The organism is Pseudomonas sp. NC02, from assembly GCF_002874965.1.
Lineage (GTDB): Bacteria > Pseudomonadota > Gammaproteobacteria > Pseudomonadales > Pseudomonadaceae > Aquipseudomonas.
In genome coordinates, this window is record NZ_CP025624.1 from 4,529,636 (window position 1) to 4,554,606 (window position 24,971).

Sequence of the window (24,971 nt, forward strand, 5' to 3'; positions counted from 1 at the left end):
CCGGTATCGGGATCACTTTATGAGGTTCTCCCCCATGGCATTCACTCCCCTTGTCCAGGCCCATCTCGACGCGTGGGTTGCCTGCGCCGCTGACTTCGGCCCATTTCTCACGGGCCAGGAAACCACCCTCACCCTCAATGAGCAGCGCAAGGCTTATGAGCAGGTGCTTTGTTCCCATCCGATTCCCGCCGGTGTCAGCTTTTGTGACGTCGATATGGGTGGCGTACCGGGCATGATGGTCGTGCCGGATGGGTTTGAGGGTGACCGGGTGCTGCTTTACATCCACGGCGGTGGTTATGTCGGCGGCAGCCCGCGGGGCTACCTGGGCCTTGCTGGCCACTTCGCAAAACTGCTGGGTGCAAAAGTCTACCTGCCCGACTACCGCCTGGCGCCCGAGCATCCGTTCCCCGTACCTATTGATGACACGTTGCAGGCTTATCGCTGGCTGCTCGACCAGGGCAATGACCCCAGGTCCATCGTGTTCTCGGGCGATTCGGCCGGCGGCGCAATGGTGGTGTCGGTGATGGTCAAGGCCCGCAACGCAGGCCTGCCACTGCCCGCCGGGGGCGCCGCCTTGTCGCCGTGGGCCAACCTGGAACACACCGGCGCCTCCATCGACAACCGTGACGGCCTCGACCCGCAAGCCTCCCGCCTGGGGCTGACGCTGCTTGCAAAAGCGTTTCTCAACGGCGCGCTGCCGAATGATCCCGATGCATCGCCGGTGTTCGCGGACGTCCGGGGATTGCCGCCCATTCTGGTGCAGATCGGCGAAAACGAAGTCATGCTCAGCGACGCCATGCGCCTGGCCACCCACCTGGGGGAAAACCGGGTACGCGTGTCGCTGGAGGTTTGGCCCGGGATGTTTCATGTCTGGCATTTGTTTGCGGCAATCTTGCCCGAAGGCATGCAGGCCGTGGCGAATGCGGCGTTGTTTCTGGACCAGGCAATACGTGGCAGCCGTAGCGCTTGAGGGGTTGCCCAGAGCGCGGGAAAGGCAGCGCTCCTGCCGATAACTATCTGTCACCTGGGACCCCACCGCCCCACCTACCTTTATCGGACAACGTATCCCGATACAGGTAATGATCATGTATACCCATTCCGATGCACTGACCACGCTGTTTGATTTGCTCAACTCGCTGAATGCGCTGATTTCACATTTGACGAGCCAGCAACAGGCAGCCAAGCAGCGGGGTCTCGAGTTGTATCAACTCGGTGAATTCGAAGAGTGCGAAACCCATTTGACCATCTCCGCCTCGGCCGGCGATGCGCCGTCCCAATACGCCCTGGGCGAAGCCATCCGGCGCCGGGTCGGCAGTGTCGACCCCGAGGCCCAGGCGTGGTACCGCCTGGCCGCCGCCCAGGATCATGTGTACGCCCTGATGCGCCTGGGTGGCGAAACCAACCTGGCCAAGGCCAAGGCCCTCGCCCAGGCAGGTGCCGATGCTGGCGACGGCGCAGCGATGCTGCAGCTGTATGAACTGACCAAAGATCGCTCGTGGCTGAGAAAGGCAGGTGATGCCGGCTGCGCCGAGGCCTATTACATTGCGGCGCTGTTGTACGACAAAAACCCGGAGGCCAGTGACAACCGCGACTCCATGCTCAGGTATGCGGCCTTCAAGGGCTTCCCGCAAGCGATGAAGTGGCTGGCCAACATGCAGACCTACTACCGCAACCTCTCCTACCAGCGCATACACCTGGAAAAACGGCTGGCGCTGAATGACCTTGATGGCGTCATGACCTATGCCGGTGCGCTCGGCGGGTTCGATATCGATGAAAGTGGCACCAACCGCTATCACTACCCCGAGAACAAAATCCACGCCTATGGGCTCTACTGGCTGGTCATGGACAGTACCCGGCAAAACCCACGGCACGCCGATGCCGCAGGCTACCTGCAACAACTGGCCAGCGCGCTGACTGCCGAAGAAATGGAAACAGCCAAGGCGTATGGCCGCCAGTGGAAAACCGAGCACCCGGCGCTGTCGGAGTTCAGGTTGACCTACAGCGACCTGAAATGACCGGCGTCTGATGAAGGATTCGAGAGCACATCCGGCAGTTAAAGATTAATTAATCCAAAAACAGCTTGGCTAAGTATTTCCAGGCTGGTACGGTTTAGTGGATTATTTAATCCACTAAACCTCAGGCCTCCCCCATGACAGCTCACACCCCTCGCTTCAACCACAAAGTCGCCCTGGTCACCGGCGGTTCCCGCGGTATCGGCGAAGCGATTGTCCGCCGGCTTGCAGCTGAAGGTGCAGCGGTCGCGTTTACCTATTCCTCCTCTGCCGACAAGGCGCAAGCGCTGGTTGGCCTGATCGAAAGCAAGGGCGGAAAAGCCTTGGCGATTCAGGCCGACAGCGCCGATGTGGCGGCAATAGATCGGGCGGTCGCGGCCACTGTCGAGCACTTCGGCGCCTTGAATATCCTGGTCAACAACGCCGGGATCCTGCTGATGGGCACCGTCGACACCTTCAGCCTGGAAGACTTCGACCGAATGTTTGCGGTCAATGTGCGGGCCACGTTTGCGGCGGCCAAGGCCAGCTCGGCGGTGATGCACACGGGTGACCGAATAATCACCGTCGGCAGCGTGGTCGCCCAACGTTCGGGCTTCCCGGGCTCCAGCGTCTATAGCATGACGAAGTCGGCGATCGCCGGTATGATCCGCGGCCTGGCGATTGATTTCGCGCCGCGCGGCATCACCGTCAACAACGTGCAGCCGGGCCCCACCAGCACCGACATGAACCCGGCAGACGGGCCCCATGCGGACATGATCAAAAGCCTGATCCCCTTGGGCCGCGTGGGCACCGCCGACGATGTTGCCGGCATGGTTGCTTATCTCGCGTCCGAAGAAGCGGCATTTGTCACCGGCGCAAGCATGACCATCGATGGCGGCTACCTGGCCTGAGCCTTCACCTGCATTTTCCCCCGAGGTAACCATGGCAAGACCCAGAGCATTCGACCGCGACCAGGTGCTGCGCGAGGCCATCCGGGTTTTCTGCGACAAGGGTTTTGCCGCGGCCTCGACTGAAGAACTGATGCAGGCCATGGGACTGAGCCGCCAGAGCATGTACAACACCTTTGGCGACAAACGTCAGTTGTACCTGCTGGCGATGGCCGAGTATCAGCGCACCGGCGTCGACGACTTGATCGAGCGCCTGAACCAGGGCCCGACCCCGCTGCAGGCACTGCACGACACCCTGCAATCCTTCGCCACCCGCGCCCTGCGGGAAGGAACGGCGGGTTGCATGGGCGTCAATGCCATCTGCGAGTTCGGCCTGGAAGATGATGAGATCAATCAACTCACCGCCCACAGCGCCGAACGCTTGCGCAATGCATTCGAACAGACGCTGGAGCGTGCGCAGGAACAAGGCGAATTGACCGTCGGCACCGATCTCTCGGGCGCGTGTGATTTTCTGATGGCCACCCTCAGCGGCATGAAAGTCGCCAGCAAGGGCGGCGCCACCACTGAGCAGCTGGAGCGCATTGCGGGGTTTGCACTGCGGGCGCTGAGCGCAAACGCGTGATCAGCCCACTACAGGATCGGCGCGCCAAATCGGCCCAGTCGTGGCATCCAGTGGTCCAGGATCTGCGCTGACGCCAGGATATGGTGCGCATGCCCGATCAACAGCCGACGCGGCACAAACCCGATATAACGGGAGTCATCGCTGTTATCGCGATTGTCGCCCAGCATGAAGTAACTGTCGGCAGGCACCACCACCGGGCCGAAATCGCGCAGCGCCCGTACTGTCGGCATGAACTGCACCGTGCGCTGGCTGCTGTTCGCACGCTCAGTCACCTTGATACCCGGAACTGTTTGGCCAGGCGCGATGGGCTCGCTGATGTCCTGCCCATTACTGTAGGTGGCCGGCGTACCGTTGACCCACAACACCTCGTCGCGCATTTCCAGGGTATCGCCGGGGATACCGACAATGCGTTTGATCAAGCGCGTGCCGTCCTTGGGCGAAGAGAACGTGACGACATCTCCGCGCTGGGGGTTATCCAGTCTCGCCAGGGAAATATCGGTGAGGGGCAATTTGAGGTCGTACGCGACGCGGTTGACCAGCACCACATCGCCCTCAAGTAACGTCGGGCGCATGGAACCGGACGGGATGGGATTCCAGTCAGCCAGGGAGGTGCGGAAAACCCCGAAGCACAGCCAGAAAATGATCGCGTAACGGTAGCGGATTAACCAACGGCGCATAGATCCTCGCAATACGAAAAGGCACACCGGCTTGCGCCGGGTACCCACGGTGATTTTTGGCAATGCTCGCTTATTGCATCGGAAGATTAAATTAACATTAGCGTTGCCGACCCATGACAGTCGATATTTTCAAGCACACAGAAAAGGAGTTTCACGCCCCATGGATAGCAAATGTTCGGTCTTTATCGCAGCCAGCGTCGACGGCTTTATTGCCAGGCCAGACGGTGATATCGAGTGGCTTCATCGCCCTGAGTACGAAGGCGCCGAATTGAACGGCGTGACCTATGAACACTTCATCGCCAGCGTGGATGCGCTGGTGATGGGCCGCAAGACCCTGGAAAAAGTGTTGTCCTTTCCGGAGTGGCCCTATGAGGGCACGCCGGTCATAGCACTCTCTCACCAATCGGTTGAGCTACCTGCAGCTTTGAAGGGCAAGGTTGAGGTGGTGAGCCAGGATGTCACCAGCCTCGTGGCAGCGTTGGCCGAGCGCGGGATGAAACACCTGTATATCGACGGAGGCCAGACGATTCAGCAGTTTCTTGAGGCGGGTTTGATCGACGAGATGATCATCACGCGTATTCCGGTTGTGCTGGGCCAGGGGATCCCCTTGTTCAGCCAGTTGGGTGGCGAGCATGAGCTTCGGCATATCGGCACGTATGCGTCGGATAATGGGTTTGTTCAAAGCCGGTATGAGGTCGGTGGCAAGCGCTGATGCTCATTGAGTAATTGGGTTAAATCGAGGTGTCTGTATTGCAGGCAAGCCAGCTCCCACATTAAGCAGCTATGCGCTTGATCCTGAACCGGCCTGATCTGTCCTTGAATGTGTCAACTATGTCCCCGCACAGGCGTCCGGCCCGTGGTCCGCTGCAAGCGCGGTCGCCATAGCAGCCAATACCCGAATAACGGATAGACAGGCCAAAAAAAACGCCCCGAACCAGTCGGGGCGTTTTTTATTCAGCATTCACTCATCAAGCCTGATCAGCCAACCGCCACGTCGTACCGCCCTTCCCGTCTTCCAACACCACACCCATCGCGGTCAGTTGGTCACGGATACGGTCAGACTCCGCCCAGTCCTTGTTGGCCCGGGCAGTCAAACGTGCCTGGATCAGCGCATCAACTTCAGCGGCATCCACACGCCCTTCAGCGCCCGCCTGCAGGAAGTCATCGGCTTCCATCTGCAATACGCCCAGCACGCTCGCCAGCTCTTTCAAACGTGCGGCAAGCCCCGCCGCTGCGTCGAGATCGCTCTCGCGCAGGCGGTTGATCTCACGCACCATTTCAAACAGCACCGCGCAGGCCTCAGGCGTACCGAAGTCGTCGTTCATCACTTCGGTGAACCGCGCAACAAACGCTTCGCCGCCCGCAGGCGCCACGGAGGGCAGGCCTTTCAACGCGTGGTAGAAACGCTCCAGGGCGCCCTTGGCGTCCTTGAGGTTGTCTTCCGAGTAGTTGATCGCGCTGCGGTAATGGCTCGACACCAACAGGTAGCGCACCACTTCCGGGTGGTACTTTTCCAGCACGTCGCGAATGGTGAAGAAGTTGTTCAAGGACTTGGACATCTTCTCGCCATTGATGCGAATCATGCCGCAGTGCATCCACGCGTTGGCGTAGGTCTTGCCGGTGGCCGCTTCGCTTTGGGCGATTTCGTTTTCGTGGTGCGGGAACTCAAGGTCGCTGCCGCCGCCATGAATGTCGAAGGTCTCCCCCAGGCAGCAGGTGGACATCACCGAGCATTCGATGTGCCAGCCCGGGCGCCCGGCGCCCCATGGCGACTCCCAGCTCGGCTCGCCGGGCTTGGTGCCTTTCCACAGCACGAAGTCCAGCGGGTCTTGCTTGGCTTCGTCGACTTCGATCCGCGCACCGATGCGCAGGTCTTCGATTTTCTTGCGCGACAGCTTGCCGTAGCCCATGAACTTGGCGACGCGGTAGTACACGTCGCCATTGCCCGGGGCGTAGGCGTAACCCTTGTCGATCAGGGTCTGGATCATCGCGTGCATGCCCGGGATATGGTCCGTGGCGCGCGGTTCCATGTCCGGCTTGAGGATGTTGAGGCGTGCCTCGTCCTCGTGCATCGCAGCAATCATGCGCTCGGTCAGCGCGTCGAACGACTCGCCGTTTTCGTTGGCGCGATTGATGATCTTGTCGTCGATGTCGGTGATGTTGCGCACATACGTCAGGTCATAACCGCTGAAACGCAACCAGCGGGTCACCAGGTCGAAGGCAACCATGCTGCGGCCGTGGCCGATGTGGCAGTAGTCGTACACGGTCATGCCGCACACGTACATGCGCACCTTGTTGCCATCCAGCGGCTTGAAGACTTCTTTGGTCTTGCTGAGTGTGTTGTAGATCGTTAGCACGACAGTTCCTTAAAACAGAATCACTGGCCCCACGAATCACGCAAGGTCACGGTACGGTTGAATACCGGAGCACCGGGTTTCGAGTCCTTGATATCCGCGCAGAAGTAACCTTCGCGCTCGAACTGGAAACGGTCTTCCGGCTGTGCGTCGCCAAGCGATGGCTCGGCACGACAACCCGTGAGAACTTGCAGCGAGTCAGGGTTGATGTTGTCCAGGAAACTGGCACTGTCTTCGGCCTTCTCGGGATTCGGCGAGCGGAACAGGCGATCGTACAGGCGCACTTCGCACTCGACGCTGGCCGCCGCCGGCACCCAGTGCACCACACCTTTGACCTTGCGGCCTTCCGGGTTCTTGCCCAGGGTGTCCGGGTCGTAGGAGCAACGCAGTTCGACGATGTTGCCATCGGCGTCCTTGATCGCTTCGTCGGCACGGATCACGTAGCTGCCGCGCAGGCGCACTTCGCCGTTCGGCTCCAGGCGCTTGTAGCCTTTTGGCGGCTCTTCCATGAAGTCATCGCGGTCGATGTAGATTTCACGGGCGAACGGCAGCTTGCGCACGCCGAGTTCTTCTTTCTGCGGATGACGTGGCAGTTCGAGGTTTTCGACCTGGCCTTCCGGGTAGTTGGTAATCACCACCTTCAACGGACGCAGCACGCACATGGCGCGCGGGGCGTTCGCGTCGAGGTCCTGACGGATGCTGAATTCGAGCATGCCGTAGTCGACCACGCCGTCGGAGCGGTTGGTGCCGACCATTTCGCAGAAATTGCGGATCGATGCCGGGGTGTAGCCACGGCGGCGGAAGCCCGACAGCGTCGACATGCGCGGGTCGTCCCAGCCAAACACGTGCTTTTCATCGACCAGTTGCTTGAGCTTGCGCTTGCTGGTGATGGTGTAGTTCAGGTTCAGGCGGCTGAACTCGTACTGACGCGGGTGCGCCGGTACCGGCAGGCTGTCGAGGAACCATTCGTACAGAGGACGGTGGCTTTCGAACTCCAGGGTGCAGATGGAGTGGGTGATGCCTTCGATGGCGTCCGACTGACCGTGGGTGAAGTCGTAGTTCGGGTAGATGCACCACTTGTCACCGGTCTGGTGGTGATGGGCGTGGCGGATGCGGTACATGATCGGGTCGCGCAGGTTCATGTTCGGCGAGGCCATGTCGATCTTGGCACGCAGTACGCGGGCGCCGTCCGGGAACTCGCCGGCGCGCATGCGGTTGAACCAGTCCAGGTTCTCTTCAACCGAACGGTCGCGGAACGGGCTGTTCTTGCCCGGCTCGGTCAGGGTGCCACGGTATTCCTTGGCTTGCTCCGGGGTCAGGTCGTCTACGTAGGCCTTGCCGGCCTTGATCAACTCGACGGCCCAGTCGAACAACTGGTCGAAATACTTGGAGGCATAGCGCACTTCACCGGACCATTCGAAGCCCAGCCACTTGATGTCGCTCTCGATGGCGTCGATGTATTCCTGGTCTTCCTTGGCCGGGTTGGTGTCGTCGAAACGCAGGTGCGTGACGCCACCGAACTCCTGGGCCAGGCCGAAGTTCACACAGATCGACTTGGCGTGGCCGATGTGCAGGTAACCGTTGGGCTCAGGCGGGAAGCGGGTGACGATCTGCGTGTGCTTGCCCGAATCCAGGTCCGCCTGGATGATCGGGCGCAGGAAATTGACCGGGACGGCAGGTCCGGCCTTGGAATTCGAGGTAGGGTCGACAGTGGGCTTGCTCATAGGATCCTTGAACAGACGAAGTACTTGGCCGGGTGAGGCCGACAAACAAAGGGCTTATCATAGCCGATGCTGTCAAGGCCCTGACAGAGCGTGGCCAAAAACTGCTGCATTTATTGCATGGGCGGTAAAAAACCACCTCGAAATTCCCGCAGGTCACGCTAAACTGCGCGCCTTGGCTGCCGTTTTTGCCAAGCAGGTAAGGCGCAAAACGCCCAAACCCACGAATTCCTTGAAAGAGTAGTGAACATGACTCAAGTCAAACTGACCACCAACCACGGTGACATCGTCATCGAGCTGAACGCCGAGAAAGCGCCGATCACCGTCGCCAACTTCATCGAGTACGTTAAAGCCGGCCACTACGAAAACACTGTTTTCCACCGTGTCATCGGCAACTTCATGGTCCAGGGCGGCGGTTTCGAACCTGGCATGAAAGAAAAGAAAGACAAGCGTCCAAGCATCCAGAACGAAGCGGACAACGGCCTTTCCAACGACAAGTACACCGTCGCCATGGCCCGTACCATGGAGCCGCATTCGGCCTCCGCGCAGTTCTTCATCAACGTCGCCGACAACACCTTCCTGAACCACAGCGGCAAGAACGTGCAGGGCTGGGGCTACGCGGTATTCGGTAAAGTCACCGAAGGCCAGGACGTTGTCGACAAGATCAAGGGTGTGCAAACCACCGGCAAGGCAGGTCACCAGGACGTTCCGGTAGAAGACGTTATCGTCGAGAAAGCCGAGATCGTTGAGTGATATTGCTGATTTCAGATTTGCATCTGGAAGAGGAGCGCCCGGACATAACCCGGGCGTTTCTGGATTTACTGCACGGCCGCGCCCGTTCTGCCCAGGCGTTGTACATTCTGGGGGACTTCTTTGAAGCCTGGATTGGCGACGATGGGATGACGCCCTTCCAGCGTTCGATTTGCCTGGCCCTGCGCGAGCTGAGCGACAGCGGCACCCAGATTTTCATCATGCATGGCAACCGGGATTTCCTGATCGGCAAGGCGTTCTGCAAAGCCGCAGGCGCAACCTTGCTCAAGGACCCGAGTGTGGTGCAACTCGCAGGCGAGCCCGTGCTGTTGATGCACGGCGACAGCCTGTGTACCCGCGACCTTGGCTATATGAAGCTGCGGCGCATCCTGCGTAACCCCATCACGCTGTTCATCCTGCGCCACCTGCCCTTGCGCACGCGGCACAAGCTGGCGCGCAAGCTGCGCAGTGAAAGCCGCGCGCAGACGCGGATGAAGACCAACGACATTGTCGATGTAACGCCCGAGGAAGTGCCGAAGGTGATGCAGCAGTTCGGCGTGCGTACGTTGGTGCATGGCCACACCCACCGCCCGGCGATTCACAAGTTGCAGATTGGCGAGCAAGCGGCCAAGCGCATTGTGCTGGGGGATTGGGACAAGCAAGGGTGGGCATTGCAGGTGGATGAGCAAGGGTTTCAACTGGCGGCGTTTGACTTCGTCAACCCGCAGTTGGCCTTGCCCGGTGCTTGACCCAGATCGTTCCCACGCTCTGCGCGGGAATGCATCCTGTGACGCTCTGCGTCACGACCTTCAAAAGCGGACGCAGAGCGTCCAAAGCGGCATTCCCACGCAGAGAGTGGGAACGATCATCAAAGCGGCATTCCCACGCGGAGCGTGGGAATGATCATGGATTGAGGCTTAGTGGCCAGAAGCCTCCGGCCCCGCCTTCGCTGCAAACGGCGGTTTCGCCAGCCATACAATCACGATCAACGCCATGAACATCCACCCCAGCAACGTGAAGTAATCCACGGTGGACATCATGTACGCCTGGCTCGTCAGTATCTGGTCCAACTGCGCATACGCCTTGTGCCCTGCCCCGCCGAGCGCCTGCAAGGCGTCCCGGGTGGCCGAGTCGTAGGTGGTCATGTTTTCGCTCATGTAGGCATGGTGCTGGTCCGCCCGGCGAATCCAGATCCAGGTGGTCAACGAGGCCGCAAAGCTGCCGCCCAGGGTCCGCAGGAAGGTCGCCAGGCCAGCGCCGTCGGCGATTTGCGCCGGCGGCAGGTCGGACATCAGGATGCTCAAGGTCGGCATGAAGAACAGCGCTACGCCGATCCCCATGAACAACTGCACCAGGGCGATGTGGGTGAAGTCCACTTCATTGGTAAACCCGGCGCGCATGAAGCAACTCAAGCCAATCGCCAGGAACGCCAGCCCCGCCAGCAGCCGCAGGTCGAACTTGTGCGCGTACTTGCCCACAAATGGCGACATCAACACCGGCAGAATCCCGATCGGCGCCACCGCCAGGCCCGCCCAGGTGGCGGTGTAGCCCATCTGGGTTTGCAGCCATTGCGGCAGGATCAGGTTGATCCCGAAGAAACCCGCGTACCCGAGTACCAACACAATCGTGCCGATGCGAAAGTTGCGATAGGCGAACAGCCGCAGGTTGACCACCGGGTGCTCGTCAGTCATTTCCCAGATCACGAACACCGCCAGGGCGACAGCCGAGATCACCGCGCCGATGATGATGAAATTCGACTCGAACCAGTCCAGGTCGTTGCCCTTGTCGAGGATGATCTGCAAGGCGCCGACGCCGACGATCAGGCTGAGCAAGCCGACGTAGTCCATCGGCTGGTAGCTGGTGACCACCGGGCGTTTCTTCAGTTGCGAGCGCACCACCATCACGGCAAAGATGCCGATGGGTACGTTGATAAAGAAGATCCACGGCCAGCTGTAGCTGTCGGTAATCCAGCCGCCGAGGATCGGCCCGGCAATCGGCGCCACCACCGTGACCATCGCCAGCAACGCCAGGGCCATGCCACGCCTGGCGGGGGGATAGACCGCGATCAGCAGCGTCTGGGTCATCGGGTACAACGGGCCGGCAACCAGGCCTTGCAATACCCGAAAGCCGATCAGCTCGGGCATCGAGGTGGAAATACCGCAGAGAAACGAGGCCAGCACAAACAGGATGGTGGCCCACAGAAACAGCTTCACCTCGCCGAAGCGACGGCTCAGCCAACCGGTGAGCGGCAGCGCGATGGCGTTGCTCACGGCAAACGAGGTGATGACCCAGGTGCCCTGCTCCGAACTCACGCCGAGGTTGCCGGAAATCGTCGGCAATGCCACGTTGGCGATGGTGGTGTCGAGCACCTGCATGAAGGTCGCCAGGGACAGGCCGATGGTGGCCATCAGCAAGCTGGGCGGCGTGAAGGAGGCGTTAGCGTTACTCATCGCGAATCCTGTGCAACATGATTGGCGCTACGGCCGCCGGGGCCGCAGCTGATGGATTGGCGAATCAGCGCTGGGCAGCCTTGGGAGCGGCGACGCTGTTGTCATGGATCAATTGGGTGATCATCGCGTCGGCTTCGGCCAACTGGCGGTCGTAAACGTTGGTGGTGAACGACGCCTTCTGCGGCGCCTGCTGGGCCAGTACCGGGCCGCTCTGGTCGTGCAGGTCGACGTTGACCACGGTGGACAGGCCCACCCGCAGCGGGTGCTTGGCCAACTCATCGGCGTTCACATGGATACGCACCGGCACCCGTTGCACGATCTTGATCCAGTTACCGGTGGCGTTCTGCGCCGGCAGCAAGGCAAATGCACTGCCGGTCCCCGCGCCGAGGCTGTCGACGGTGCCGCTGAATTTCACGTCGCTGCCGTAGATGTCGGATTCGATATCCACCGGCTGGCCGATACGCATATTGCGCAGCTGGGTTTCCTTGAAGTTGGCGTCGATCCACAGTTGATCCAGCGGAATCACGGCCATCAGTGCAGTACCCGGCTGGACCCGCTGGCCCAGTTGCACGGTACGCTTGGCCACATAGCCGGTCACCGGTGCGATCAGGGTGCTGCGGGCGTTGGTCAGGTAAGCCTGGCGCAACTGTGCGGCGGCAGCCTGCACGTCCGGGTGGGACGAAATCACCGTGTCATCCACCAGGGCGCTGCTGGTCTTGAACTGTTGCTGCACGTTGGCCAAGGCGTTTTGCGCCGAGGTCAGGTCGTCACGGGCGTGGGACAGTTCTTCCTGGGAAATCGCCCCGCCGGCAGCGAGGTTCTTGCGTCGGTTGTAGTTGTCCTGGGCCTTTTGCACGTTGGCTTGTTGCGCCAGCACCTGGGCTTTCATGCCATCGACGTTGCTGTACAAGCCACGCACCTGGCGCACGGTGCGGGCCAGGTTGGCCTGGGCACTTTGCAGGCCGACGGCCGCGTCGTTGGGGTCGAAGTTGATCAGCACCTGGCCTTCATGCACCAGGTCGCCGTCGTCAGCGCCGATGCTCACCACGGTGCCGGTCACCAGCGGGGTGATTTCCACCACGTTGCCGTTGACGTAGGCGTCGTCGGTGCTTTCGCTGAAGCGACCATACAATTCGTACCAACCCCACACGCCCAAGGCGCCGAGGATGACGATCAGCGCCAGCACAAACAGCATGACTTTGCGTTTGCGCGGGTTGCTGTTGTTGGGTTGTTCAGCCTTGTTTGTTTCAGGAGCGTTGTTGCTGGTTTCGGCAGTGGCCATGACAAGTACCTTGAATTATTCAGTGCGCGTGGCTGGGGTGGTCGAGGCCACGTTATCGGCGTGGAAACCGCCGCCCAGGGCCTGCATCAGTTGAATCGAAAGATCGATTTGCTCGGCATTCAGGGTGGCCAACTGACGCTGGGCCTGGAGCAGTTGCTGTTCGATGCTGAGCACGTCCAGGTAATTGCCGATACCTGAGCTGTAACGCTGGACGCCGGTGTCGTAGGACTGCTGGGCAATGTCAGCGGCGTGTTGCTGGGCCTGGATCTGGCGGCCGGTCTCGCGCAATTGCGAGAGTGTGTTGCCGATATCGCCCAAGGCTTGCACCAGGGTTTTGTTGTACTGGGCCACGGCCAGGTCGTAGTCGGCGTCGCGAGCGTCGAGGTCGGCGCGCAGTCGGCCGCCGTCGAAGATCGGCAGCGAGACGGTCGGCGCAATGCTGAAGAAGCGGCTGGCCGAACCAAACATCGCATCCCCCAGCAACGACTCGGCCCCGGCGCTCGCGCTCAGGTTGAGGTTGGGGTAGAAACGGGTCTTGCTGGCCGCGATGTTCTTGCTCGCCGCCTCCACCCGCCAGCGTGCGGCGATCAGGTCCGGGCGACGGCCCACCAGCTCGGCAGGCAACACCGAAGGCACCGCAACCGCGCTCGGCTTGAGCACGTTGGGGCGTACCAGTTCGCTGCCACGGTCCGGGCCTTTGCCGAGCAACACCGCGAGGGCGATCTTCGCGCTCTGCAGTTGTTTTTCCGCATCGATCAGTTGCGACTGGGAGCTGGCTTCCAGGCTTTCGGTTTGCTGGTACTGGTACTGGCTGTCGATCCCGGAGTTCAGGCGACGCTGGCCCAGGTCGAGCATCTGCCGGGTGCGCTTGAGGTCATCATTGGCCAGGTCACGCACGATATGGGCCTGGCCCAGGTCGCTGTAGGCCTTGGCGACGTTGGCCGCCAGGGTCAGGCGCGCGGCCTGTTGGTCGACTTCGGCGGCGCGGGCCTGGCCCAGCGCGGCTTCCCAGGCGGCGCGCTGGCCGCCCCACAGGTCGAAGTTGTAATTGAAACTGGCACCGATGTTGCGCACGGTGGCGTAGGCATCGCCCTGGCCCAACGGGTCCTGGTCCTTGGCCAGGCGCGAACGGCTGACACCGGCGCTGGCATCCAGGGTCGGCATGCGCTCGGCGTCGGCGGCATAGGCAGCGGCTTCGGCCTGGTGAGCGCGGGCGCTGGCCACTTGCATGTCGGGGCTGTTCTGCAGGGCTTCCTGGATCAGGCCGTCGAGCTGTGGATCGCCAAGGCCTTTCCACCAGTCGGCGGTGGGCCAGGCAGCGGTGGACAGGGTCACGCCGCTGAGGGATTTGCCGGTTTGCAGGTTATTGGCTTCGAGGCGTTTGCCTTCTGTGTCCAAGCCGCTGAAATTGGCACAACCGGCCATAGTCATGGCCACCAGCACAAGGCTGAGGCCGGCACGCAAGGAGCGATTGTTCATGCACTACCTACCCGCTGGATGGTGATGGGGTCACCCGCAGCTATCAGAATTTTCTTCAGGATTTTTTCCAGGGTTTGCAATTCACCCGGCTCCAGCGCGCCCGCCAACTGGTTCAAGGCCTGGGCACCGATGTGCGGCAGCATGTCGGCCACGCGCTGGCCTTCGGCGGTCAGCACCAACTGCACCTGGCGCCGGTCCTGCTCGGAACGCTTGCGCGCCAGCAGGTCCTTTTGTTCCAGGCGGTCGAGCATGCGGGTCATGGAGCCGCTGTCCAACGACAGGTTGCGGCACAGCTCGGCCGGGGTGTCGACGCCGTACTGGGCCATGATGATCAACACCTTGAACTGCGCGGCCGTGATGCCGTGGGGTTCCATGTGGGTGTCGATGATCTTGTCTTTGAGCAGCGCAGCCCGGCCCAGCAGCAGGCCGAGGTGGCAGTTGTGGAAGTTTTCGGGGGTGAAGTGCTTCATCGTGACCAGCCTATTAACTGCCTAAGCAGTGAATGTGTGACACGATGTTACTGCCTAGGCAGCGAATGTCAAACGAATAGTTAGGTTGCTTGCTAATTAGCGGATAAATGGTGGGAGCCGGGCTCCCACCATTACCGTGGACGGATCAGAAATCGCGCTTGTAGAAAATATCCAGGGAGCTGGCCACGCCGCTGGCCACTTCCAGGTACACCTTCTTGCTCAGCAGGTAGCGCAAGGCAATGGTGTTGGCCGGTTCGAAAACCCCGACGCCATAACGCAGGCTGAGCTTCTCGGAGATCTTGCCGCTGGCCACCACGGCGGTGTTGTTGCCGCTGCCCTGGGTGTCCAGCTCAAAGTCCTGGATGCCCAGGTTCTTGGCGATGTCCGAGGTGACACCGGCACTGCCCATCAACCCGAGACCCAACGCCGCTTCAGCCAGCATGTTGTTGTCCTCACCGTTGGTGGTGCGTGATCGTCCCAACACCAGGTACGACAAGGCATCCTCCTGGGCCATCGCCGGCTCCGAGAAGATTTGCGTCGTCGGCTGCTCGGCACTGCCGCTCAGACGAATACCGGCGGTGACGGTCCGGGACGGCTCGGTGGTGATCCGCACCGCTTCGATATCCAGGAACGGCTGGTCAATCGGCCCGGCAAACAACAATCGCGCGCGGCGCACAGTCAGGCGTTGGCCGTAGGCCCGGTAGCGGCCGTCGTTGAGCCACAGTTCACCACGGGTGTCCATGTTGTCGCCGATGTGCACATGGCCTTGCAGGTTGGCGGTAAGGCCAAACCCGGCGAAGCTCAGCTTGTCCTTGCCTACCTCCACATCGATGTCCATCGCCATGGCCATCGGCGGCTTGCCCTCTTCGGTCTGGCTGCCGACGATCACCGTGTCATCCGAGACCTTGACCGTCGATGGGGGCAATTCCCGCACGGTGATCTCGCCCTTGGGAATCTGCACCTTGCCGGAGATCGCCAGCTTGTCGTTCTTCATGCTGATCTTCAGGTCAGGCGCCACCTCCAGGGCCGCGTACGGTTCCACGGTGACCGGCAGTTGCGTGCCTTGCAGCGCGATATCCACCGCCAGGGCCTGGCCCCAGTCGATCTGCCCCTTGATAGTGCCCTGCCCGGCCTTGCCGCTGCGCCAGCCGCCATTGAGCTGCACGCTTTCGCCGGCAATCAACGCCTGGATATTCAGGCCTTCAATGCTGGTGGGCAGTTCCGGGCCGGAGATTTCACCCCCCACCAGGTTGATGCTGCCGTTGACCTGAGGCGCCAGCAGGCTGCCGCCAATTCGCCCGTTACCGTTGAGCTTGCCGTTGAGCTTCTCGACCATGGGTACAAAGGGGCGGGCCACCGCGAGGTCGAGGCCGGTCAGGGTGAAGTTGCCGGTGATCGGCTTGTTCTTCGCCAGCGGATTGAGCTGCGCCTGCAACAGCAACTCGCCGAGCTTGCCGCCACGGAAATTGAGCTGGGTGTCGATGCGCGTGGGGTTGAGGGTGGTTTCCAGCTTCAGCGTGTCGTAGGGGAAATCCAGCCACTGGTCCTTGTCCTTGACCCGCAGGGTACCGCCGCTGGCGTCCACCGAGACCACGCCTTTGGGGCCGCTGGCCGGCAGGTCGAGCTGCACGTCGGCATTGAGCTTGCCCTGCCAGGCGAAATCCTTGGGCAACCACTGCGCCAGGCTGTCGATTGGGAACTGCTTGAGGTGATAACGCAGCTTCGGCTCGGGCATCAGGCGCTGGTCTTCGCCGCACAGGCTCGCCGGGCCGGAGACCCAGCAGTGCGCCGCAAAGGTCAGCTTGCCATCGGCCAGGCGCTCGATCTTCGCCGGCGCTTGCAGCTTCCAGTCCTGGCCACCGGCTTGCACATCGCCGCTGGCCAGGCGCCCGCGCCAGTTGCCTTTGTCGAGGTTGCCGTCCAGGGCCAGGGCCAGCTTGAGCAACGGGCCGGCCAGGTCGAGCTGGACTTTCTGGCTTTTGATATCGCCCTGGGCGCTGGCACTGAAGGTGCCGAGCTGGGTTTCACCGGCCTGGATGCCACTGCCTTTCAGGTCGACTTTGGCGCGCTGGGCATTATCCAGGTTCGCGTCCAGGGTCAGGTTTTGCAGGCGGTTATCTTCAAACGCCAGTTGCTGGCCAACCAGGTTGAGCTTGCCTTGCGGCGCTTTCAGGGTGCCGGCGACGTCGAGGCGACCATTCATCTGCCCGCGCAGTTGCGGCCAGAGCTGGGCGAGGCGCGTCAGCTTGATGTCGATCTGCCCGGCAAGGCGCTGTTGCAGGCTGCCGCTGCCATAGATGCGGTTGTCGCCGAGGTGGATGTCCAGGGTGCCGAGGGTCCATTGCTCGCCAGCGCCTTCGGCCTTGGCCTGGAGCACGGCAGGTTGGCCACGCAGACGGCCCTTGAGGTCGAGGTCGGCATTGAGCTTGAGTTGCTCGTTCTTCATTTCACCCTTGCTGCGCAACGGGCCCGCGAGGGTGCCGGGCAACTCCGCGACCCAATACGCCGGGTTGATCGCCGACAAGTCCAGCGCCGTGTCCCAGGCGATGCCATCGGCAAATTGCAGGTTCAGGTGGCCTTCGGCCTTGCCCTGACCAGCCGCGAGTTTCAACTCGGGGAGGAACACTTGCTTGAGGTCGCCACTGAACGGGCTGGCCAGGCTGAACTTGCCCGCAGGGCCGTCGAGGTCGGCCTTGAAGTTGCCCAGGTAGTTGCCGTCCTTGTAGGAAACTTCACCATTGAAGGTACGCAAGGCCACCTGGGGTTCGTCGATCACCGGGTACAGGCGATGCCACGGGAAATCCAGCCAGTCGATTTTTGCGTCGGCGCTGAAGCCGTGCTGCCAGTCCAGATTGGCACTGAGCTTGAGGCTTTGCTTGTCACCGGCATTCAAATCCAGCCCGGCGATCTGCGCGCCCTTGGCGTCGACCTTGCCTTGCAGCAGCAGGTCCACCGGGCCTTTTTCCGCGGGCAGTACGGCTTTGCCCAGCAACTGGTAACCGTTGCTCAGGTCGCCCTTGGCGGTCAGGTCCAGCTGATTGAGTTGCAGGGTATCGGGCAAATCGGCGCTGGGTTTGAAGCCGTCGGCGGTGATGCGCAGTTGCGCCGGCAGGTTTTCCACCAGCGGTTGCAGTTCGCCGCTGAGCTTGGCCGGCAGGTAGCCGCTGCTGTCGGCGTCGAGCTTGAGGGTCTTGAGCAAATCGCCATCGACCTTGAGCGCCAGCGCCCAGGGCGCACCGCCCGGCGCGTAAGGCAGGCTCAGGTTACCGCTGGCGGTCAGCGGCCAATTGCCGGTGGGTTGCAGCAGGCCGGACAGGTCAAGGACCAAACCGTCCCGTTGCAGGTGCACCGAATCGATCTGCATCCCGGCGGCAGTCCAGTGCGCCGCCAGCTGCAGGCCCTGGAGCTCTTCGCTGCCATTGAACAGCAGGCTGCCAACGCGGATGTCCCCCAACTGAAGGGCGACCGGCAGTTTCAGGTCCGGCAGGGTAATCGGGCCGCTGCTTTCTTCGGTGCCGGGTGGAAATTGCAGGCTCACCTGCTCCACATCCAGTTGGTTGATGCACAAGGTCATGCGCATCAAACAGGCCGGCGACCAGTCGAACTTTGGCGACTGAAGCTCCACGCGGCTGCTGTCCTGCTGCCATAACAGATGGTCGGCACTCCACTGCCCGCCCAGGCGACCCTGGAAATTCTCCACGGTCAAACCCGGCACCTGGCCCAGCACCCACCGGCTGCCGGCTTGGGTACCCAGCACCGTCCACAGTGCCAGCACTATCACCGCGAGGACCGCCAGAATGGCCAGCCCCGCTATTTTCAAACCACGCATCACAGCTCAGGCCCCATGGAAAAGTGCAAACGAATGCCGCCCGGATCTTCGAGGGCATGGGCCAGGTCGAGGCGGATCGGGCCAACCGGCGACACCCAGCGCACACCCACACCCACACCGGTTTTCAGGCTTGGCATTTCCAGGGTGTTGAACGAGTTGCCTTGGTCGATAAAGGTCGCGATCCGCCATTTTTCGGCGATGGAATATTGGTACTCGGCGCTCAGGGCCACCATGTAGCGGCCGCCGATGCGGTCGCCACGATCGTTTTCCGGGGACAGGGTCTGGTACTCGTAACCCCGTACGCTCTGGTCGCCACCGGCAAAAAAGCGCAACGACGGCGGCACGGATTTGTAGCCGTTGGTGGCACTGCCGCCAAACTGCGCCCGGGCCAGGAAACGGTGGTTGTCCCACAGGGTGGTCAGGCCCTTGATCGTCGCCGTGCCGTAAAGCAGATTGGTGTCGGAACCCAGGCCTTCCTTGGCGACCTTGGCGTCGAACAGCAGGCGATAGCCGTTGTGCGGGTCGATGCGGTTGTCGCTGCGCAGGTAGGAATAACTGATGCCCGGCATCAGCAGCGTACTCAGGCCCGAGTCGTTGCCCAGGCGATACTCTTCGCGCTGCCATTTGAGCGAGATCACCCGCGTCCAGCCGCTGGGCAACTTGCTGTGCCACTCGGGGCCGAGGGTGAGCAGTTTACTCAGGGTGTCGGTGTTGGCGATTTCTTCATTCTGGTAACCGCCGGCAAAGCGAAGTTTGTCGGTCAGTGGCGGGTCCATGGGAATGTCGTACCACAACCCGACGTTCTGCCGAGGCGCGGAAAGCTCGGCTTCCCAGCCATAACTGTGGCCCTGGGGGTTGACCCAGTGGCGCGTCCAGTTGGCCTTGCCCCGCGGGCCGACGTCGGTCGAGTAACCGAGGCCCAGGCCCATGGTGCGCGGCTTGCGGGTTTCCAGTTGCACGGCCACCGGGATCACGTCATTGGTCGAGGCCGCCGGGGCGGCGTCCACGCGCACGCCCTCGAAAAAGCCGCTGGATTGCAGGTTCTGGTTGAGTTCGGCGATCAGTTCGGAGTCGTAAGGCGCGCCGCTCTTGAACGGCACCATGCGTTGCAGCAGGTCGTCATCAAACGGCGTGTCGCCGGCAAAGCTGACCTTGCCCAAGGTGTAGCGTGGGCCACTGTCGTAAATGAGTTCGATATCGGCCACCCCCGCCTTGGGGTCGACCGAGAGTTTCTGGCTGGTGAAGCGCCCGCTGAAAAAGCCGTAGCGTGACGCCTGGTTCTGGATGACGCGCTTGGCGTCTTCGTAGTTGCCGTGGTTGAGCACGGCGCCGGATTTGAGTTGGTCGCTGGCGGGCACGCGAAAGGCCTTGAGGTCGGCGGCCTGGCCGTCGACCCGAATGGTCACATTGCGCAAATGCACCGGTTCGCCGGGGTCGATGGTGAGGATCAGGCGCGGGTTCTTGCCGCCCTTCACATCGCTGGCAATCTGCGGTTGGTAGTAGCCCAGCGCCTGGGCGGCCTTGCGGGCCTGCTCCTCGGCGCCACGGCTGAACCGCAGCAGGGCTTCTTCGTCACGATCGCCGACCCCGCCGATATAGCCTTCGATGTTGGCTTTCAACGCGTCGTTTGAAGGCTTGATGCGCACATCCAATTCGCTTTGCGCCAAGGCGCCGCAGCTCGTGAACAGCAGAATCAAGCCGCTGGTAAATCTTCCTGGAAACTTCATAGCCCGGGATGCTACACGAGCTTGGGAGCGAGTTAGAACCCGGATTTGTCTGAATAATTCTGTCTTAAACCGTTGCAGCCTGTAACACCTGCGGATTTGCGTGAAAGAACACGTGTTCCAGTACCGGTCCTACAGCGACCTCGCCGATCTCTTCATAGCCCTGGCGCTTATAGAATTCCAGATAGCGAGAATTCCCCGTGTCCAGCACCACGCCCGAGGAATGCGGGTCTTCGGCGCACCAGTTGTGCACCGCTTCCAGCAGTTGCTCACCGTAGTGCTTGCCCTGGAATTGCGGGTGAATCCCCAGCAACGGCAGCACATGCACCGAATCCGAGGGCAGGCACGCCAGCACTGCCTGATGGTATTCCAGGTAACGCCGGGTACCGCGCACACCGGTACTCAGCCACATGCGCAACTGCCAGGTCCAGCTTTCGGTGATGCCCAGGCGGCGGGTCGGTGGCGCGATCAGGGCGATGCCGATCAGCCGGTCGTTGACCAACAGGCCAATCGCCGGGAGTTTCTGGAAGAAGTGCTGCTTAACCAGTTCACGCACCGTGGCGCGCACCCGCTGTTCGTAGCCGGGACGTTCGGCTTCGAAGATGTAGGCGAACGTCGGCTCATGGCGATAGGCCTGGTACAACAGCGAACGGGCTTCGCGGGAATAGCCGCTGTCGAGCATGTGGATCTGGGCGATGGCAGTCGAGGTGTCAGGCATAACAGTGAATCTCCCCTGGGCGCTGACTCAAAAGGTCGCGCTCTTGTTATTACGAACGTCTGCGGCACTGTTTCGTTCAGTGTAGCCACCAGAGGCCGCTTCGCAGCCTAACGCAGCCTCGTACCTCGGCAGCTGCTACAAGGCTGGCTCCCGTCCTACATTGTCGGCTAGCATCGCCCTTTTGCCAGACTGGACCGCCGACCATGAAAATCGTGTCTTTCAATATCAACGGGCTGCGCGCCCGCCCTCATCAGCTGGCGGCACTGATCGAGAAACACCAGCCGGACGTGATCGGCCTGCAGGAAACCAAGGTCCACGACGACCAGTTCCCGCTGGATGAGATCAAGGCCCTCGGCTATCACGTGTATTACCACGGGCAGAAAGGCCACTACGGTGTTGCCCTGCTCTCGCGCCAGGAACCGCTGGCGCTGCACAAAGGCTTTGCCAGTGACGAAGAAGACGCCCAGCGCCGGTTTATCTGGGGCACCTTCGCCGACGCCAACGGCAACCCGATTACCATCATGAACGGCTATTTCCCACAGGGCGAAAGCCGCGACCACCCCACCAAGTTCCCGGCCAAGCAGCGCTTCTACGAGGACCTGCAAACCCTCCTGGAGTCGCAGTTCAGCAATGAACAGGCCGTGGTGGTAATGGGGGATGTGAATATTTCCCCGGAAGACTGCGACATCGGCATCGGTGCCGACAACGCCAAGCGCTGGCTGAAGACCGGCAAGTGCAGCTTCCTGCCGGAAGAACGCGAGTGGATGGCCCGCCTGAAGAACTGGGGCCTGGTGGACAGCTTCCGCCACCTCAACCCGGATGTGGCAGACCGCTTCAGCTGGTTCGATTACCGCAGCCGTGGTTTTGAAGACGAGCCAAAGCGCGGGCTGCGAATCGACGTGATCCTGGCTTCCCAAGGCTTGTTGCCCCGGGTGAAGGATGCCGGTGTGGACTACGACCTGCGCGGCATGGAAAAACCCTCCGATCATGCACCGATCTGGCTGGAATTGAGCTGATTTCTTAACAGCAGCGCCGTTAAATGTGGGAGCGGGCTTGCTCGCGAATACGGAGTGTCAGTCACCGGATACGTCGACTGACACACTGTATTCGCGAGCAAGCCCGCTCCCACACTTTTTGACGGCGTGATGCCGGTCATATTGCTGAAACCTCTCTGACTTAATCTCGCGGCACTCCCTTTGGCTTGAGAAGGTGCCGGCATGATGCTGCGCGTTCTATCCCTGCTGGCACTGTTCAGCGCATTTCCCCTCGCCGCTTTTTCCACCCCTCTGCCCTTCCCCGAACATGGCCCGGCCTTGCGCATCCAGGGTTCCAACACCATCGGCGCGGCGCTTGGCCCGGCGCTGGTCAAGGGGCTGATGGAGCAACAGGGGTTGCAAGCGGTGCACAGCGAGCCATCTGACCAGGCCAACGAACAGCACATCGTCGGCAAGACTCGCCAGGGCCAGAAGGTGACGGTGGAAGTGGCGGCCCATGGTTCCAGCACCGGGTTCGCAGCCCTGAAAAACGCCAACGCCGACCTCGCGGCGTCTTCCCGGCCGATCAAGGACAGCGAACTGGTGGACCTCGAAGCCCTCGGCGACCTGAAAAGCCCCGACGCCGAACAGGTCATCGCCATTGACGGGCTGGCGATCATCCTCAACCCACGCAACCCGTTGGGGACGCTGAACACCGCGCAACTGGCGCAGATCTTCAGCGGCGAAGTCTCGACCTGGGAACAACTGGGCAGCATCGGTGGCCAGATTCACCTGTACGCGCGGGATGATCAATCCGGCACCTATGACACCTTCAAGGAACTGGTGCTCAGCCGGCGCGGCAAGTCGTTGGATGGCAGCGCCAAGCGCTTCGAATCCAGCGAGCAGTTGTCGGATGCTGTCAGCCATGACCCCCAGGGCATCGGTTTTATCGGATTGCCCTATGTGCGCCAGGCCAAGGCGGTGGCCATCGTCGATGGCGACTCGCAGCCGATGCTGCCGCTGAACAGTTTGATCGCCACCGAGGACTACCCACTGTCACGCCGGTTGTTCTTCTACCTGCCACCTGTTGCACAAAACCCCTGGGCCAAGGCCCTGGTGGACTTTGCACAAAGCAGCAAGGGCCAGGCGATCGTCGCCGCCAACGGTTTTATCGCACAGCAGGTGCAGGCCATGGCGGTGGAACCACGGGCGCCGATGCCCGGGGATTACCAGGCGATTGCCCGACAAGCGCAGCGCCTGACGGTGAATTTCCGGTTTGAGGAAGGCAGTGCCAGCCTCGACAACAAGGCGCGCCAGGACCTGATGCGGGTAGTGGCTTATATAAAGAGCCACGGCAAGCTGGACAAGCAGGTGACGCTCGTGGGGTTTGGGGATGCCAAGAGTGATGCGCAGCGGGCGGCGCTATTGTCGAAGTTGCGAGCGATGGCGGTGCGCCGGGAATTGGTCAAGAGCGGCGTGGTGCTGAGGGACATTCAGGGGTTCGGTGCCGAGATGCCGGTGGCGGCAAATACAGCGGATGAGGGACGGATCAAGAATCGGCGGGTGGAGGTTTGGGTGTATTGAGGACGCGGAGCGTCCGGGGCAGCATTCCCACGCAGAGCGTGGGAACGATCAAATGGCCTCATCGCGGCAAGCCCGGCTCCCACAGTTGACTGCATTCCCCTGTGGGAGCTGGCTTGCCTGCGATGAAGACACCTCGGTTTTACTGCCCGCTGCGCATCATTTCCCGCGGCACATACTTGCCGATCTCGAACTTGCCGATTGCTGCGCGGTGCACTTCGTCCGGGCCATCGGCCAGGCGCAGGGTGCGCTGCATGGCGTACATGTAGGCCAGCGGGAAGTCATTGGATACGCCGGCGCCACCGTGGATCTGGATGGCGCGATCGATCACCCTCAACGCCACGTTCGGCGCCACCACCTTGATCTGGGCGATTTCGCTTTTCGCGACCTTGTTGCCCACGGTGTCCATCATGTAGGCAGCTTTCAGGGTCAGCAGGCGCGCCATGTCGATTTCCATCCGCGAGTCGGCGATCTTGTCGATATTGCCACCCAGGCGGGCCAGCGGCTTGCCGAAGGCGGTACGGCTGACGGAACGCTTGCACATCAGTTCCAGCGCGCGCTCGGCCATGCCGATGGAACGCATGCAGTGGTGAATACGGCCCGGACCAAGGCGCCCCTGGGCAATTTCAAAGCCCCGGCCTTCGCCCAGCAGGACGTTTTCGTACGGCACGCGGACGTTTTCAAACAGCACTTCGGCGTGGCCATGGGGTGCGTCGTCATACCCGAACACCGGCAGCGGGCGCACGATCTTCACACCGGGCGCATCCACCGGTACCAGGATCATCGAGTGCTGCTGGTGGCGCGGCGCATCCGGGTTGCTCAGGCCCATGAAGATCAGGATCTTGCAGCGCGGGTCGCAGGCGCCGGAGGTCCACCATTTTTTACCGTTGATCACCCACTCGTCGCCGTCGCGCTCTGCACGGGCGGCCATGTTGGTGGCATCGGAGGAAGCCACGTCCGGCTCGGTCATGGCAAATGCCGAGCGGATTTCGCCGCGCAGCAGCGGTTCGAGCCAGCGCTGTTTTTGCTCTTCGTTGGCGTAGCGCACCAGCACTTCCATGTTGCCGGTATCCGGTGCCGAGCAATTGAACGGCTCCGGCCCCAGCAAGGAGCGGCCCATGATTTCGGCCAGGGGTGCGTATTCCAGGTTGGTGAGGCCGGCGCCCAATTCGGATTCCGGCAGGAACAGGTTCCACAGGCCTTCGGCTTTAGCCTTGAGCTTCAACTCTTCCATGATGGCGGTGGGCTGCCAGCGGTCACCTTCGGCAACCTGGCGTTCGAACACAGGCTCGGCCGGGTAGACGTAGGCATCCATGAACGCGGTGACGCGTTCACGCAGTTCCTGAACCTTGGGCGAATAGGCGAAATCCATGGGCAGCACCTTCTCAATGGAGGTTGTTGAGGTCATGAATCGATGCTAGAACAGCGTTGATAATTTACC

Annotated in this window: 20 protein-coding genes; 9 read left to right on the forward strand and 11 right to left on the reverse strand. The window is 61.5% G+C overall.

Going from position 1 to position 24,971, the window contains the following annotated elements:
* Positions 1–34 precede the first annotated feature (34 nt).
* The 4 genes from C0058_RS21260 to C0058_RS21275 all read left to right on the forward strand — a co-directional run bounded on the left by C0058_RS21260 (position 35) and on the right by C0058_RS21275 (position 3,521).
* Positions 35–970 carry an alpha/beta hydrolase gene (locus tag C0058_RS21260; RefSeq protein ID WP_003211755.1) on the forward strand — a complete coding sequence of 312 codons (936 nt, stop codon included), beginning with the start codon at positions 35–37 and terminating at the stop codon, positions 968–970.
* Positions 971–1,085: 115 nt separating this feature from the next.
* The gene (locus tag C0058_RS21265; RefSeq protein WP_168197515.1) at positions 1,086–2,015 is read left to right on the forward strand and encodes a hypothetical protein; all 930 of its coding nucleotides are present in this window, start codon (positions 1,086–1,088) and stop codon (positions 2,013–2,015) included.
* Positions 2,016–2,149: 134 nt separating this feature from the next.
* The gene (locus C0058_RS21270; protein WP_102369508.1) at positions 2,150–2,902 is read left to right on the forward strand and encodes a 3-oxoacyl-ACP reductase family protein; all 753 of its coding nucleotides are present in this window, start codon (positions 2,150–2,152) and stop codon (positions 2,900–2,902) included.
* Positions 2,903–2,933: 31 nt separating this feature from the next.
* A complete protein-coding gene (locus C0058_RS21275) occupies positions 2,934–3,521 on the forward strand; it encodes a TetR/AcrR family transcriptional regulator (protein WP_102369509.1) in 588 nt (195 codons plus the stop codon).
* Between the two features lie 8 nt (positions 3,522–3,529).
* On the opposite strand, the gene lepB is transcribed toward C0058_RS21275, so the two are convergent.
* The gene (lepB, locus tag C0058_RS21280; RefSeq protein ID WP_008432435.1) at positions 3,530–4,198 is read right to left on the reverse strand and encodes a signal peptidase I; all 669 of its coding nucleotides are present in this window, start codon (positions 4,196–4,198) and stop codon (positions 3,530–3,532) included.
* 160 nt (positions 4,199–4,358) lie between these two features.
* Between lepB and C0058_RS21285 the strand changes: the two genes are divergently transcribed.
* The gene (locus tag C0058_RS21285) at positions 4,359–4,910 is read left to right on the forward strand and encodes a dihydrofolate reductase family protein (RefSeq protein WP_102369510.1); all 552 of its coding nucleotides are present in this window, start codon (positions 4,359–4,361) and stop codon (positions 4,908–4,910) included.
* Positions 4,911–5,166: 256 nt separating this feature from the next.
* Here the strand turns inward: C0058_RS21285 and cysS are convergent, their stop codons facing one another.
* On the reverse strand, positions 5,167–6,555 hold the full coding sequence (gene cysS, locus C0058_RS21290; protein ID WP_008432427.1) for a cysteine--tRNA ligase: 1,389 nt from the start codon (positions 6,553–6,555) through the stop codon (positions 5,167–5,169).
* Between the two features lie 20 nt (positions 6,556–6,575).
* Entirely contained in the window at positions 6,576–8,276 is a 1,701-nt protein-coding gene (locus C0058_RS21295) for a glutamine--tRNA ligase/YqeY domain fusion protein (RefSeq protein ID WP_008432425.1), read from the reverse strand.
* Between the two features lie 246 nt (positions 8,277–8,522).
* Between C0058_RS21295 and C0058_RS21300 the strand changes: the two genes are divergently transcribed.
* Both C0058_RS21300 and lpxH read left to right on the forward strand, forming a co-directional pair.
* Positions 8,523–9,026, forward strand: a complete 504-nt coding sequence (locus tag C0058_RS21300; RefSeq protein WP_003211783.1) for a peptidylprolyl isomerase — start codon at positions 8,523–8,525, stop codon at positions 9,024–9,026.
* A complete protein-coding gene (lpxH, locus tag C0058_RS21305) occupies positions 9,023–9,772 on the forward strand; it encodes a UDP-2,3-diacylglucosamine diphosphatase (RefSeq protein WP_102369511.1) in 750 nt (249 codons plus the stop codon). Before C0058_RS21300 ends, lpxH begins: the two co-directional genes overlap by 4 nt.
* 168 nt (positions 9,773–9,940) lie before the next feature.
* Here lpxH and C0058_RS21310 read toward each other — a convergent pair whose 3' ends face one another.
* The 7 genes from C0058_RS21310 to C0058_RS21340 all read right to left on the reverse strand — a co-directional run bounded on the left by C0058_RS21310 (position 9,941) and on the right by C0058_RS21340 (position 20,975).
* Positions 9,941–11,473 carry a DHA2 family efflux MFS transporter permease subunit gene (locus tag C0058_RS21310; protein WP_003211786.1) on the reverse strand — a complete coding sequence of 511 codons (1,533 nt, stop codon included), beginning with the start codon at positions 11,471–11,473 and terminating at the stop codon, positions 9,941–9,943.
* A gap of 64 nt (positions 11,474–11,537) precedes the next feature.
* Positions 11,538–12,755, reverse strand: coding sequence for an efflux RND transporter periplasmic adaptor subunit (locus tag C0058_RS21315; protein ID WP_087694799.1), 1,218 nt, complete (start codon positions 12,753–12,755; stop codon positions 11,538–11,540).
* Positions 12,756–12,770: 15 nt separating this feature from the next.
* Positions 12,771–14,234, reverse strand: coding sequence for an efflux transporter outer membrane subunit (locus tag C0058_RS21320; protein ID WP_008432421.1), 1,464 nt, complete (start codon positions 14,232–14,234; stop codon positions 12,771–12,773).
* On the reverse strand, positions 14,231–14,704 hold the full coding sequence (locus C0058_RS21325; RefSeq protein ID WP_003211792.1) for a MarR family winged helix-turn-helix transcriptional regulator: 474 nt from the start codon (positions 14,702–14,704) through the stop codon (positions 14,231–14,233). The genes C0058_RS21320 and C0058_RS21325 overlap by 4 nt, the downstream gene beginning before the upstream one ends.
* Before the next feature lie 145 nt (positions 14,705–14,849).
* Positions 14,850–18,533: a translocation/assembly module TamB domain-containing protein gene (locus C0058_RS21330; protein WP_102369512.1), complete on the reverse strand. Its 3,684-nt coding sequence runs from the start codon at positions 18,531–18,533 to the stop codon at positions 14,850–14,852.
* Positions 18,533–20,260, reverse strand: a complete 1,728-nt coding sequence (locus C0058_RS21335; protein ID WP_102369513.1) for an autotransporter assembly complex family protein — start codon at positions 20,258–20,260, stop codon at positions 18,533–18,535. Before C0058_RS21335 ends, C0058_RS21330 begins: the two co-directional genes overlap by 1 nt.
* Before the next feature lie 64 nt (positions 20,261–20,324).
* Positions 20,325–20,975 carry an N-acetyltransferase gene (locus C0058_RS21340; RefSeq protein ID WP_102369514.1) on the reverse strand — a complete coding sequence of 217 codons (651 nt, stop codon included), beginning with the start codon at positions 20,973–20,975 and terminating at the stop codon, positions 20,325–20,327.
* Between the two features lie 203 nt (positions 20,976–21,178).
* Between C0058_RS21340 and xthA the strand changes: the two genes are divergently transcribed.
* A complete protein-coding gene (gene xthA, locus C0058_RS21345) occupies positions 21,179–21,991 on the forward strand; it encodes an exodeoxyribonuclease III (protein WP_102369515.1) in 813 nt (270 codons plus the stop codon).
* 201 nt (positions 21,992–22,192) lie between these two features.
* Positions 22,193–23,533 (forward strand): substrate-binding domain-containing protein, encoded by a 1,341-nt coding sequence (locus C0058_RS21350; RefSeq protein WP_102369516.1) that lies wholly within the window; start codon positions 22,193–22,195, stop codon positions 23,531–23,533.
* Between the two features lie 139 nt (positions 23,534–23,672).
* Here C0058_RS21350 and C0058_RS21360 read toward each other — a convergent pair whose 3' ends face one another.
* The gene (locus C0058_RS21360; protein ID WP_003211803.1) at positions 23,673–24,902 is read right to left on the reverse strand and encodes an acyl-CoA dehydrogenase; all 1,230 of its coding nucleotides are present in this window, start codon (positions 24,900–24,902) and stop codon (positions 23,673–23,675) included.
* Positions 24,903–24,971 lie beyond the last annotated feature (69 nt).